Source organism: Streptomyces sp. NRRL F-525 (assembly GCF_000716605.1).
Taxonomy (GTDB): domain Bacteria; phylum Actinomycetota; class Actinomycetes; order Streptomycetales; family Streptomycetaceae; genus Streptomyces.
Map to the genome: position 1 here is coordinate 342,975 of NZ_JNXE01000004.1, position 13,063 is coordinate 356,037.

The window sequence follows — 13,063 nt, forward strand, 5'->3', positions numbered from 1 at the left end:
ACCGAGGGAGGATTGATCGCTGTGGAAGGTTCGTCGCTCCGGGCAGTGGGCTGGGCCCGCACCCTGCCGTTGGACAGTGAGGTGAAGTCGGCCCGGGACTGGGCGCGCAGGCATCTGGAGGCGCTCGACTGGAGCACCACCGCCCCGGAAACGGTGGACGCCGTACTGCTCACCGTCTCCGAACTGGTCACCAACGCGCACCGGCACGCCCACAGCAGCGCCCAGTTGGTGATGACGTGCGACGACCACTGCCTGCACGTCTCCGTCCACGACAAGTCCAGCGACCTGCCCACTCCCCGCGAGGCGAGCACGGAGCGCCTCGGCGGACGCGGGATGCTCCTCGTGGACGCGCTCGCCGACACCTGGGAGTCGCACTCCTGCCCCCACGGCAAGTCGGTCAGCGCGTGTTTCCATGTGCCGGGCACGCCGTCGCGGGACCGTTGAACCGACGCACGGCCACACCAACGGCCCGAAAAACTAGGGGGGTTCACGATGAAGCGGTACGTCCTCACCGGTGCGCCCGGCGCGGGGAAGACATCGATCCTCCGCCAACTCCAGGAGCGCGGATTCGACGTCGTCGAAGAGGCGGCGACCGAGATCATCACGGACGGGCAGGCCGCAGGGCACCCCGAGCCCTGGACCCGGGCCGACTTCGTCGAGGAAGTCGCCGCCCTCCAGCGCCGACGGCAGCTGGCGCCCACGACGGGAGACGCGGCCGCGCAGGTCTACGACAGGTCCCCGATCTGCACGCACGCCCTCAGCGTCTACCTCGGACGACCCGTCTCCGAGACGCTCTCCGCCGAGATCGAGAGGATCACCCGCGAGCGGGTCTACGAACGGCAGGTCTTCTTCGTCCGCACCATCGGATTCTGCGAGCCCACCGCCGCACGCCGGATCAGCTATCAGGAGTCCCTGGAGTTCGAGCGGATCCACGAACAGAGCTATCGGCGGTTCGGCTACGACCTCGTGGAGGTGCCGGCCGGCGAAGTCGCCGACCGCGTGGCATTGATCGCGGAGACCATGGCGCGGCTCTCGGCATGATGCCCCCGCCCGCTCGGGGCACATTGACATCCGGATCGCCGGCTCGGAAACTCGATCACATGACCAAGGTCCTGCTGCTCACCAAGGAGCGCTGCGTCGACCTTGTCCGCGTGTCCAGCGCGCTGTGTTGATCCCCTGAGTCACGGATCCACGCCATGTCCCCCTCCGTTCGGCCGACTTGAGCCGCGCTCCGACGGACGCCTCCCGTGCCGACCGCCCGGGACACCCCTCGCTCCGCCCTCGGCCACGCTGCGATCGGAAGCACGATGAGCCCGGAATTCCTCTGGTACATCCCCAACACCGTCGAGCCGGGCCACCGCGGCGACGACACGACGGACGGCTGGGGCTCCATCGAGTACTCCACCGACCTCGCCCGCACCGCCGAACGGCACGGCTGGGGCGGCGCGCTCCTGGGCGCCGGGTGGGGACGCCCCGACACCTTCACCGTCGCCACCGCGCTGGCCGCCAGGACCACCACCTTCAAACCCCTGATCGCGGTTCGCCCCGGCTACTGGCAGCCGGCCCAATTCGCGGTAGCGGCAGCGACCTTGGACCAGCTCAGCCGCGGCCGGGTCCTGGTCAACATCGTCAGCGGCCTCGACAACCTGGCCGCCTACGGCGACACCAGCGCCGATCCGGCCCAACGGTACGCGCGCACCCGGGAGTTCATGCGTCTCGTACGACGACTGTGGACCGAGGAGAACGTCACGTTCGCCGGTGAGCACTTCCAGGTGAGCGGCTCCACGGTCGCGCCCCGCCCCTGGGCGACGGCCGGCCGAGCACATCCGACGCTCTGCTTCGGCGGCGCGTCCGAGGCCGCCGAGCGCGTGTCGGCGGCCGAGGCGGACGTGCAGCTCTTCTGGGGCGAACCCCTCGCCGGGCTCGCCGAACGCATCGACCGGCTCAGGACGTTGAGCGACGAGGTCGGCCGCCGGCACCGGCCACTCGAATTCGGCCTGCGGATCACCACCGTCGTGCGCGACACCACGGACGAGGCGTGGCGGGCGGCGGAGGAACGGGTCGCCCGCATGGCGGCCGGCTCGGCCGACGAACTGACCTGGACGGGCAACCGGAAGACGGCCGTCGGACAACAGCGGCTCTACGACCTCGCCGCCCGGGGCGAGGTCCTCGACACCTGCCTCTACACCGCGCCGGGCAGGTTCGGCGGCGGGGGAGCGGCGACGACCTGGCTGGTCGGCTCCGCCGCCGACGTCGCCACGGCCCTGGACGCCTACCGCAAGCTCGGCATCACCCACTTCGTCCTCTCCGACACCCCCTACAAACAGGAGATCATCCGCATCGGCGACCAACTCCTGCCCCGGCTGCGCTGATTCCGCGCGCTGCCGACGGCGTCCTCATCGCCATCGGCGCCGCCGGAGCGGGCGGGCCACTGGTCACGCGGTCCGCGTCCTCAGGTCGTGGTCGTCCCGGTGGCCGGGGATCGCCGCGAGCAGTTCGCGGGTGTACTCGTGCTCGGGGTGTGTGAAGAGGTCCTCGGGCGAGCCCACTTCCACGATGCGGCCCGCCCGCATGACCGCCACCTCGTGGGCGATCTGTCGTACGACGGCGAGGTCGTGCGAGATGAACAGGTACGCCACTCCCGTGTCGGCCTGCAACTCGGCGAGCAGGTCCAGGACTTGGGCCTGGACGGAGACGTCGAGCGCGGACACCGGCTCGTCGCAGACGACCAGATCCGGCGAGAGCGCGAGGGCGCGGGCGATCGCCACGCGCTGGCGCTGCCCGCCCGACAGCTCCGCCGGGCGGCGTTCCAGCGTCGAGGCGGGCAGCGCGACCCGGTCGAGGAGGTCGCGGGCGCGTTCGAGGCGGGAGGTGCGGTCGCCGACCCTGAACGCGCGCAGCGGCTCGGTGATCACCTCGCCGATGGAGAAGCGGGGGTCGAGGGACGCGTACGGGTTCTGGTACACGAGCTGGGCCCGGCGGCGGAGTTGGCGGGCCCGCGCGCCTCGGGCGGTCGTGACGTCCTCCCCGTCGAAGAGGATGTGTCCGTCGGTCGCGTCGGTCAGCCGGAGCACCAGCCGGGCCGTGGTGGACTTCCCCGAACCGGACTCGCCGACCAGTGCCAGGGTTCGGCCGCGGTGCAGAGTGAAGCTGACGTCGTCCACCGCGCGCAGGGTGCGGGACGCGCCCTCCGCGCGGGGGAGCCGGAACTCCTTGACCGCGTTGCGGACTTCGACCAGTGGAGTCCCTTCGGTGGCCGCGGGTGCGGTGGCAGGGAAACTCGCGCGGGCGGTGGCCAGGCTCGGCGCGCTGGCCAACAGCCGCTGTGTGTACTCGTGTTGGGGGTCGGCCAGGACGTCTCGCGTCGGACCGGCCTCCACGACCCGCCCCTGTGACATCACCACCAGGCGCTGGGACCGGTCGGCGGCGACGCCGAGATCGTGGGTCACCAGGAGGATCGCCGTGCCCAACTCCTCGGTGAGGGCCTGGAGATGGTCGAGGATGACGCGCTGCACGGTGACGTCGAGCGCGCTGGTCGGCTCGTCCGCGATGATCAGCTGCGGGTTCGCCGCGATGGCGATGGCGATCAGGGCACGCTGCCGCATGCCGCCGGACAGTTCGTGCGGGTACTGCCGGGCCCGGGTGGCCGCGTCGGGCAGCCCCGCCCGGTCCAGGATGCCGATCGCCTCCGCCGGCGCGGAACGGCGGGTCGCCAGACCGTGGATGCGCAGCACCTCGGCGACTTGCTCGCCGACGCGCTTGACCGGGTTGAGCGACACGGACGGGTCCTGCGGGACCAGGCCGATCCGCGCACCGCGCACTGTGCGCAACTCCGCCTCCGACAGCGCGGTGAGGTCGTGCCGACCGAAGCGGATCGTGCCGGCGTCGATGGTGGCGTTCGGCGCCAGGAGCCGGGTGATCGCGTGCGCGGTGGTGCTCTTGCCGGACCCCGACTCGCCCACCACCGCGGTCACTTCACCCGGCCGCACGTCGAGGTCGACGTCCCGCACCGCCCGCACGGTGGTGCCGCGGGCGCGGTACGACACCGACAGGCCGCGTATCTCCAGCGCTCCCTGGCCGCTCGGCTCGGTGCTCGGTGCTGTCGTCAAGTCCTCACCCGTTCCAGGGTTGTTCGTCAGGCGGTCGGTCATCGCTGCCGGGACCATTCGCCGTCCAGGGCGCGTGCGATGCGGTTGGTCGCCAGCACGGTCGCGGCGATCGCCAGTCCGGGCAGCGCGGTCAACCACCAGGCGTTGGCGAGGTAGTTGCGGCCGTCGGAGATCAGCGTGCCCCACTCCGGTGCCGGCGGCGGGGCGCCGTAGCCGAGGAAGCTCAGGGCCGACACGGCGAGGATCGAGGAGCCGAAGTCGAGGGTGGCCAGGACGATCACCGGGCCCGCCGCGTTGGGCAGGACGTGGCGGCCCAGCACCGAGTACCAGCGGGACCCGCACGAGCGCGAGGCCTCGACGAAGACCGCCTGCCGTACCCGCAGCACCTCCGAGCGGGTCACCCGCGCGAAGCTCGCGACGCTGGCGATCCCGACCGCGACCGCCACTTTCACCGTGCCGTAGCCGAGCGCGGTGACCAGGGCGAGGGAGAGGAACAGTGCCGGGATGGAGAGCAGTACGTCGACGAAGCGCATCAGCACGTCGTCGACCCAGCGGCCGACGAAACCGGCGACCAGACCGATCAGACTGCCCACCACGAAGGCGACCGCGACCGCGAGCAGCGTTGCTTTCAGGGAGAGTTGGGCGCCGTGGACCACCCGGGAGAAGACGTCGCGTCCCAGTTCGTCGGTGCCGAACCAGTGCGCGCCGCTGGGGCCGCGGAAGTTCTCCGACGGCACGCCCTGCAGCGGATCCTTCGCGGTGAACAGATCCGGCCAGAAGGAGGCCAGCACCACGAGGACGACGATCAGGACGGACAGCAGCAGGCCCGGGCGGCGCAGCAGGAACCTGCGGACGCGCCGCAGGTCGACGCGGCGCCCCGGTCCGGGGCCGCCTTCCGGTTCGACCGGCCGGGCCGGGAGGCCGAGCGCGGCGCCGGTGGGGTCGGCGATCAGTTCCTGGCTCATGCGAGTCCCGCCTTCCGGCCCGAGGCCACCATGATCCGCGGGTCCAGCAGCGGATACACGAGGTCGACGACCAGGTTCGTCACCACGAAGATCAGCGCCCCGAACACCACCACCCCCTGGACCAGCGGGATGTCCTGGGCCGTGACCGCGGCTGCCGTCACCCGGCCGAGGCCGTCACGCGAGAACACCGTCTCGACGACCACCGAACCGGCGATCAACTGCCCCACCAGCAGCCCTACGACCGTGAGCGCGGGCAGCGACGCGTTGCGCAGCGCGTGCCGCAGATGCACCCGCCATCGGCCGGCGCCCTTGGCGCGGGCGGTCTCCACATAGGCCTGGTCCAGCGCCGTGAGCAGGCTCTTGGCCAGTACCTGCGCGACCTGCGCGCCGGTCGGGATCGCCAGGGTCACGGCCGGCAGCACCAGCCCGCGCAGCCCGTCGTTGCCGAAGGCCGGGAACCAGTGCAGGCGGAAGGAGAACATCTCGACGAGCAGCAGACCGATCCAGAACGTCGGGACCGACACCCCCAACGGCGGCAGGGACAGCAGCAGTTGGCGCAGCCAGCGCTGCGAGGTGTAGGTCGCCAGCACCGCCAGACCGCCGCCGAGGACCACCGCGAGGAGCAGCGCGGCACCGGTCAGCTGGAGTGTCTGGGGCAGTGCGTCGGCCAGCGTCGAGGTCACCGGCCGGCCGGTGGAGACCGCGTCGCCGAAGTCCCCGCGGACCGCCTTGCCGAGATAGTCGGCGTACTGCACCAGGATCGGCTTGTCGAAGCCGTACTCGTGCCGCAGCGCGGCGAGTTGGGCCGGATCGACCTGCCCGGAGTCCATTCCGGCACCGGCCATCGCCGTCACCGGATCGCCGGGCAGGAAGTCGAGGATCAGGAAGGACACCGTGTAGGCCGCCCACAGCACCCCGACGGCCTGGGCGAGCCGTTTGATCGCGTAGCGGCGCATGCGTCAGCCGATCCAGGTGTCGTGGAGCTGGATCCGGCTGGAGGCGTCGAAGTTCAGGTTGTGGACCTTCTTCGCCACGCCGATCTGGGTCTGGAGCTCGACCACCGGAGCGTAGTAGGCGTTGCGCACGAGCAACTGCTGTGCCTGCTCGACCAGTTGGCCGCGCTTCGTGGTGTCCGTGGTCGCCGCCTGCTGGGTCAGCGGGGTGTCCAGCGGGCCCACGGGGACGCGGTAGAAGTTGGCCAGCTCGGTGGAGAAGGAGCTGCGCAGGATGTCCGGGTCGGCCCGGGTCACGTTGCTCCACGCCGCGTCGTAGTCACCCGACTGGAGCGTCGGGGCGAGCTGGGTGACCTGGAGCTGCTTGAGCGTCAGACCCACGCCGACGGCCTTGAGTTGCTGCTGGATCAGCTCCAACGCGGGCTGGTTGGTGGCCGAGTTGGGGATCCAGTCGACCGTCAGGCTCAGCTTCTTGCCGTCCTTCGTGCGGATGCCGTCGCCGTCGGTCTTCCAACCGGCCGCGTCCAGAAGGGACTTCGCCTTGGCGGCGTCGGTCGTCAGGTCCGCGGAGAGGTTCGCGTAGTCGGGTGTGGTGTGCGCCAGGACGCTGGTCGCGGGCTGGGTCCCGGTCGGGAACACGGTGTCGGCGATCTGCTTGCGGTCGATGGCGAACCCGATGGCCTGGCGCACCCGCGCGTCCTTCAGGACCGGCCGCGAGTTGTTGAAGGCCAGGCCGAACACCACGCCGGGGTTGGCCCGTCGCTGCAGGGTGACCTGACCGCCCTTGAGGGCCGCCTCGTTGGCCTTGCCGACGCTGCTGATCGCGTCCACCTGCCCGGACTGGAGACTGCCGGCCCGCACCCCCGCCTCGGGCACGACCTTGAAGACCACCTTGTCCAGGTAGGCCTCGCCGCTCTTGTGCCACAGCGAGGAACCCCAGGCATACCCGGTGCGCCTGGCGAGCGTGATCGACTGGTTCTGCACGTACTGCTTGAGCACGAAGGGCCCGGAGCCGACCACTCCCTGGCTGCACTTCTGCTGCGGCGTCTTCTTCACGCTCGCCGAGGACTCGATGCCCAGCGAGTGCGTCGAAGTGGCTTGCAGGAACTGGGCGTTGGGCTGCTGGAAGGTCACCTTGACGGTGAGCGGGTCGACCACGGTGGTGGTCTTGACGCCGCTCAGATAGCCCTCGGCGAGGGTCCCGAGCGCGCCGAGGTTCGGCACCGCGTCGAAGTTGTCCTTGACCACCTGAGCGGTCAGCTTCGATCCGTCGCTGAAGGTGACACCCGGCCTGAGGTGGAAGGTGAACGTCGTCGCGTCGGCGCTGATGTCCCAGCTCTTCGCCAGCCAGGGCACGATCTTGCCGGTCGCGGGGTCCTGGTCGGTGAGGGAGTCCACGACCTGACGTACCGAGTAGATGGTGTCGTTGCTGGCCACCTGCTGCGGATCCACGCAGCCGGCGTCGGAACCCACCGCGAAGGTCAGGGTGCCACCGGACCTGGCCGGGCCGCTGCCGCCGTCCGAGCCGCCGCTGCCGCCGGACCCGCAGGCGGTGAGCAGGACGCTGGTGGTCAGGAGGGCGGTCAGGGCCGCCCATCGGGTGGGGCGGATGTCCGGATGTGCTCTCACGGAGGGTGCTCCTACTCGTGTCACTACGCATGGGGGTGCCCCGCGGATCACGGCTGCGCGCGCGGGCGTGCCGCTCCGGTCGGCGCAACGCCGAGGACGGGCAGTGCAGTTGGGGGAGTCAAGGGAAGGTGGCGCGGCGGCTGCGGGCGCCGTCCGAGAACACGGACAGGACCGCGAGAGGCTGCGGGAGATGCCTACGGGCCGCGACAGACGTCAGACGGACGTGGTCAAGGCGGTCAGGCGCGACACAGACAGCTGGTGAAGCGCTGCAGGTCGATGTGGCGGCGGCGGGAGAGCCGGGAGAACACGGTCGCGGCCGTCAGGGAGGCGATGGAGACACTCGGATCACTGCTGTTCCGCACGACCGTCCTCCCCGTTTCCGACCCCGGCCAAGGGCCCCACGCTTGCGGAGATCGTCACTGATCCCGCCGGGCTTTCACCTGGAGCACCCCACCGCGTCGGAGGGTTGCCGGTCAGCAAGCCAGGGCTTGACGCTGACACTCGATGCCGGTCGCGATCGTACGGAGCGACTTCGTCATACGTCAATGGCAGGTACAGGCAGGCGAACGGCATCGACCGGACGCTCCGCTCCGGCTTGCCCTTGACGTGCGCGTCAACTCTTACGGTCGACGGGCGCCGCACAAGCCGTGCGGCGCTCCGGCAGTCCGTCAGGAGCCCGCAGATGTCACCGTCGAACATCCCCGTCCCCGCAACGCATCGCGAGGTCCGTCTCGCCTCCCGCCCCCAAGGCGCCCTGAAAACGGCCCACTTCACCGTGGCGGAGGTCCCCGTCCCACAACCCGGACCCGGGCAGGTGCTGGTCCGCAACCGCCTGATGAGCGTCGCGGCGTCACTGCGCACCCTGATGGGCGAACAGGCCGGGCTGCCGATGCCGTCGTTCGAGGTCGGCGGTCCGTTGTCGGCTCCGGCCGTCGGCGAGGTGGTCACGGCCCCCGGGGGAGGGAGCCTGCGCCCCGGTGATCTGGTGTCGCACTGGGCGGGGTTCCGTGAGTACGCCGTGCTGGCGGCCGACGCGGTGCAACCCGTCGACCTGACGGTCCTGCCGGACCCGGTGGCGTACCTCTCGCAGGGGGCGTCGGCCTGGATCGGCGTCGTCCGGGGAGCCGAAGTACGCGACGGTGACACGGTGTTCGTCTCCGGCGCGGCGGGCGGACTCGGCACCCTGGCCGGGCAGTTCGCCCGGCAGCGCGGAGCCGTCCGCGTCATCGGCAGCACCAGCTCCCAGCGCAAGGCCGACTACCTGATCGAGACACTGGGCTACGACGCGGTCGTCCTGCGCGGCGCCGAACCGATCGAGGAGCAACTGCGCAAGGCGGCACCGGACGGCATCGACGCGGTCGTGGACAACGTGGGCGGCGAGCAGTTGCGGGCCGCGCTGGCCCTGGCCCGTCCAGGTGCCCGGGTGGGACTGATCGGAGCGCTCTCCGCACAGGTGTCGGGCGAGATCACGGCACCCGTCGAGATCGACACCTACGCGCTCATCGTGCGGGGCGTCCAGCTCCGCGGCATCAGCGGCGCGCGCCACCGGGACGCGCTGGCGGAATACCCGGAGACGTTCGGCCGTTGGCTCCGCGAGGGCTCGGTCACCGTCCCGCACACCCGCCTGTCCGGAATCGACCAGGCACCCCGCGCCCTGATCGAACTGCTCGAAGGACACCACATCGGCACGGTGGTCGTGGAGTTGTAGTCGCCGGCCGCCCAACTCCTGGAGGACGGATGCGCATCGGCGACGCGGCGGCAGCCCTGGGCGTCACCACCCGCACCCTGCGCTACTACGAGCAGCGCGGCCTGGTCACGGCACGGCGTACGGCGTCGGGACAGCGGGAGTACGGCGAGGAGGACGTACGCCGACTCCACGCCGTCCGCGAGCTGTTGGACTCCGGCCTCACCATCGGCGACGTGCGTCTCCTCATCGACATCCTCGACGCGCTGCCCGACCGCCCGGAGGTGCCACGGGTCCACACCGGGCCCTACGCGGAGACCTGTGTCGTCCCGCAGGTGGCCATCCGGCGACTGGCCGAACTCGACGCCCGTATCCGGGGGTTGACGGAGATACGTGACCGTCTCGCCGACGGACTCGACCTGCGGTTCGGTGTCCTGGTCGGCCAACTCCTCGGCCTCGACGGCTCCTTGAGCGATGTCTCCGCCGGTTCCTGACACCGCCGACGCCGAGGGCCGTACGCGGCCGGACATCGCTGTGCCCAACACTCTGGGCCACCTGTTCGACGCGGTGATGCGGCACCCGGTGGGCGTGGTGCGACGACCGTCCGTGTCCCGCCGGGGCGCGGCGCGGTCGTCGTCTCATCCGTCAGACTCGCGGTGGACGCACCCGCGGGCGTGTGCTTTGATCCGCTCATGGAGACCGCTGGCCAGGCACACACGGTGCTGCTCGACCCGTTCTGGGTGAGCCGCCGGGCCGACCAGTTCGACCAGATCTGTCGTTGACCCCCGGGTAACGACCGTGATCCCGTCCCTCCCGCACGCACCTGACCCACTCCCGGTTCACCCCCCGCCCGGTCGGCAACTGACCGTTCTCCTACGGCTGTTGCGTCGCCCGTGCGCTCTGCCGTGCCCGGGTCGGCCGCCCCCGACCAGTAATTGACGCACTGTCAGCCAACTCCGCTCCCGCCGTACACGGAGGAGAACGTCATGACCACTGTCGCCCCTCTCGACACCCTCAGGGCGGGCCCGCTCTTCGGCGCCGAGATCTCCGGCGTCGACCTGAGCGCGCCCGTCGACGAGACCACCGCCGAGGAACTGCGCCGGGCCTTCCGCGAACACAAGGTCCTCGTGTTCCGCGGCCAGCACCTGACGCCCGATCAGCAGGTGGCCGCCGTCGGCATCTTCGCCAGGCCCTTCGACCACCCGACCGCCGTGAAGCACCCGGACAACCCGCTGGTCTACCCGTACGACGTCAAGCAGACCGGCAAGGCCAGCACCTGGCACATCGGCGGGCTCTGGCGCGACCCCGTGTTCGCGATCGAGTCCCTGACCTACGAGGTGGTGCCGGAGGTGGGCGGCCACACCCTGTGGGCGGACCTCCAGGCCGCGTACGACGGCCTGTCCGAACCCTTCAAGGTGCTGCTGGAGTCGGTCGGCGCCCTCTACACCGGCAACGCCGAGAACTACGCGCAGGGCAGCAGGAAGGACGCTCCCGGCGAACCCGTCGAGCACCCGGTCGTCCTCACCCACCCCACCACCGGCCGCAAGGGCCTCTTCATCAGCAGCTCGGCCAAGCGACTCACCGGAGTCACCCCGGCGGAGAGCAAGGCGCTCCTCGACCATCTGCTGCGGCACGCCTCCTCGCCCGACTACACGATCCGCTTCGGCTGGAAGCCAGGCGACTTCGTCCTCTGGGACAACCGGGCGACCTGGCACTACGCCGTCGACGACTACGGCGACGGTGAGCGCGTCTACCGCAAGGTCCTCGGCGTGGAGCCGGACGCCGGCGTCACGGAGCGGCACGCCTGAATGCTCCCGGGAGAGGACCGCGCCGCCCGGCGCGTACTGCTGGTGTGCATGGCCGCAGGGGCAACCACCTTGCTGGACCAGGCAGTTCTGAACATCGCCATCCCCAGCATGCGGCACTCGCTCGGGGCCGGCGCGGCCGACGTGCAGTGGATCGTGGCCGGTTACTCACTGGCCTTCGGACTGGCCCTCGTACCCGGGGGCAGTCTCGGCGATCTGCACGGACGCAAGCGGCTCTTCATCGCGGGCGTGGCCGTCTTCCTCCTGGCGGGGGTGGCGGCCGCGACCGGCGGGGGTCCGGGCACCGTGATCGGCGCGCGGCTGGTGCAGGGCGCCGCGGCGGGGCTCGTCAACTCCCAGGTGATCGGCACCATTCAGGACGTCTTCCACGGACTGGACCGGGGTCGTGCGCTGGGTCTGTACGCGGTGACGTCCGGTGTGGCCACGGCCCTCGGGCCGCCGCTCGGCGGCGCGCTCGTCGCCGGACTCGGTCCCGATGCCGGGTGGCGGTACTGCCTCCTGCTGAGCGCACCGTTCGCCGTGGTGACCCTGATCCTCGCGGCCCGCTGGCTGCCACCGCCCCGCCGCACCGCGCGCGACTCCCGGCTCGACCCGCTCGGCCTCGTCCTGGCCTGCGGCTGCACCCTGACGTTGATGGTGCCGTTCATCCGCACACCGGGCAGCGGGGGAGCGGCACTCCTGTGGGCGGCCGGTGTGTGCGCCCTGGCAGGTGTCTTCACCGTGCAGCAGCGTGCCCGGGCACGCCGGGGGCGGGCACCGCTGGTCCACCCGGCGCTGAGGTCGTCGAAGCCGTACATGCTGGGTACGGCGGTCGCCATGGCCCAGTTCGGGTCCTCGCTCGCCGCGTCCCTCGTGCTCACCGTCTTCCTCCAGGACGGGCTGGGCCTCTCGGCCCTGCTCACGGCGGCGATCGCGCTCCCCTCGGCGATCGCGATGGGCGTCTCCTCGGCGCTGGCCTGGCGGGTGGTCCGGCGGATCGGGCCGCGCACGGTGGACGCCGGTCTGATCCTGGGCATCTGCGCAGCCCTGGCCGGATCGGTGGCCGCGCTCCATCTCCCGGCCGCGGGGCTGCCGTTGGCGTTCGCCGCCACGCAACTGCTCTCCGGCGCGGGCGGCGGCCTCGCTGTCTCGCCCAACCAGACACAGGTGCTCCAGCATGCCCCGGCGGAGGCCGCCGGAGTGGGCGGCGGCATCCTGCAGATGGCCCAGCGCATCGCGGCGGCCGTCTGCCTCAGCGCCGTCTCGGCGGTCTATCTGCACTCCGCCACCGGCTCCCCGCGGGCCGCCTACGCGCTGGCCTCCTGCGTCTGCGCGGGCCTGCTCGCCGTGGCTCTGGTGCTGTCACGGCTGCGCCGGTCGGCCACCTCGTCGCGTACGTCGACCTCCGGGGCCCCGCCCGTAAGGAGGTCCCGAGATGACCACCACCACGACGACCGCAGCCCGCAGGAACGGTAAGTCCCCTGAAGAACCTGAGTAGTTGATCGACACGGCCCCGATCCCCGGCCGAGACTCCGCGCCTGCCTGGAGGTCAAGGGCACCGCGCTGCTCGCCAGGCGCGAGGCCCAGAGGGCCACCGCCACCCCGGACGCCGGCACGAGACCGGCCGGCTTCAGGCCGCGTGGGAACTCTGCCGGAACGGCCGGGGCAGGGTGGTCACCCTGCGCGGCCCCGTGGGCGCCGGACACCACGAACTCCTCGACGCCTTAGGCGAGTTCGCTGAGTCCGACGGTGTCCAGGTGCTGATGGCCGCCGGCTCCCCGCTGGGGATCGTCCGCTACCCCCTCCAGAGCCCGCGCCTGGCACCGGAGATCGTCTCCGAGGTGGCCCGGCTCAACGAGGACGGCGTGGCCACCGCCCCGGTGTCGCACTGGTCGTCACTGACGATCCTGCATTGCCG

The 13,063-nt window shown here is 71.2% G+C and carries 12 protein-coding genes and 1 riboswitch; of the genes, 7 read left to right on the forward strand and 5 right to left on the reverse strand.

Annotated elements, in window-relative coordinates; all coding sequences use genetic code 11:
• Positions 1–21: 21 nt before the first annotated feature.
• From OO69_RS08695 to OO69_RS08705, 3 genes are all read left to right on the forward strand, one after another.
• On the forward strand, positions 22–444 hold the full coding sequence (locus OO69_RS08695; protein WP_033279860.1) for an ATP-binding protein: 423 nt from the start codon (positions 22–24) through the stop codon (positions 442–444).
• Positions 445–492: 48 nt separating this feature from the next.
• A complete protein-coding gene (locus OO69_RS08700; protein ID WP_033279861.1) occupies positions 493–1,041 on the forward strand; it encodes an AAA family ATPase in 549 nt (182 codons plus the stop codon).
• Between the two features lie 266 nt (positions 1,042–1,307).
• The gene (locus OO69_RS08705) at positions 1,308–2,372 is read left to right on the forward strand and encodes an LLM class flavin-dependent oxidoreductase (RefSeq protein WP_033279955.1); all 1,065 of its coding nucleotides are present in this window, start codon (positions 1,308–1,310) and stop codon (positions 2,370–2,372) included.
• A 63-nt stretch (positions 2,373–2,435) separates the two neighbouring features.
• On the opposite strand, the gene OO69_RS08710 is transcribed toward OO69_RS08705, so the two are convergent.
• From OO69_RS08710 to OO69_RS53500, 5 genes are all read right to left on the reverse strand, one after another.
• Positions 2,436–4,166, reverse strand: coding sequence for a dipeptide ABC transporter ATP-binding protein (locus OO69_RS08710; protein WP_033279862.1), 1,731 nt, complete (start codon positions 4,164–4,166; stop codon positions 2,436–2,438).
• Entirely contained in the window at positions 4,148–5,074 is a 927-nt protein-coding gene (locus OO69_RS08715; RefSeq protein WP_033279863.1) for an ABC transporter permease, read from the reverse strand. Before OO69_RS08715 ends, OO69_RS08710 begins: the two co-directional genes overlap by 19 nt.
• Positions 5,071–6,030, reverse strand: a complete 960-nt coding sequence (locus tag OO69_RS08720) for an ABC transporter permease (protein ID WP_033279864.1) — start codon at positions 6,028–6,030, stop codon at positions 5,071–5,073. The genes OO69_RS08715 and OO69_RS08720 overlap by 4 nt, the downstream gene beginning before the upstream one ends.
• A gap of 3 nt (positions 6,031–6,033) precedes the next feature.
• Complete coding sequence (locus OO69_RS08725) at positions 6,034–7,656, reverse strand: ABC transporter substrate-binding protein (protein WP_033279865.1); 1,623 nt, start codon at positions 7,654–7,656, stop codon at positions 6,034–6,036.
• Between the two features lie 236 nt (positions 7,657–7,892).
• On the reverse strand, positions 7,893–8,018 hold the full coding sequence (locus tag OO69_RS53500; protein ID WP_267885195.1) for a putative leader peptide: 126 nt from the start codon (positions 8,016–8,018) through the stop codon (positions 7,893–7,895).
• A 33-nt stretch (positions 8,019–8,051) separates the two neighbouring features.
• A riboswitch (SAM riboswitch) is annotated at positions 8,052–8,165 on the reverse strand.
• Between the two features lie 173 nt (positions 8,166–8,338).
• Here OO69_RS53500 and OO69_RS08730 point away from each other — a divergent pair.
• The 4 genes from OO69_RS08730 (at position 8,339) to OO69_RS08745 (ending at position 12,621) form a co-directional block, all read left to right on the forward strand.
• A complete protein-coding gene (locus OO69_RS08730; protein WP_033279866.1) occupies positions 8,339–9,364 on the forward strand; it encodes an MDR family NADP-dependent oxidoreductase in 1,026 nt (341 codons plus the stop codon).
• 29 nt (positions 9,365–9,393) lie between these two features.
• Positions 9,394–9,834, forward strand: coding sequence for a MerR family transcriptional regulator (locus tag OO69_RS08735; RefSeq protein WP_033279867.1), 441 nt, complete (start codon positions 9,394–9,396; stop codon positions 9,832–9,834).
• 492 nt (positions 9,835–10,326) lie between these two features.
• The gene (locus OO69_RS08740) at positions 10,327–11,148 is read left to right on the forward strand and encodes a TauD/TfdA dioxygenase family protein (RefSeq protein ID WP_033279868.1); all 822 of its coding nucleotides are present in this window, start codon (positions 10,327–10,329) and stop codon (positions 11,146–11,148) included.
• Positions 11,149–12,621, forward strand: coding sequence for an MFS transporter (locus tag OO69_RS08745; protein WP_033279869.1), 1,473 nt, complete (start codon positions 11,149–11,151; stop codon positions 12,619–12,621).
• Positions 12,622–13,063 lie beyond the last annotated feature (442 nt).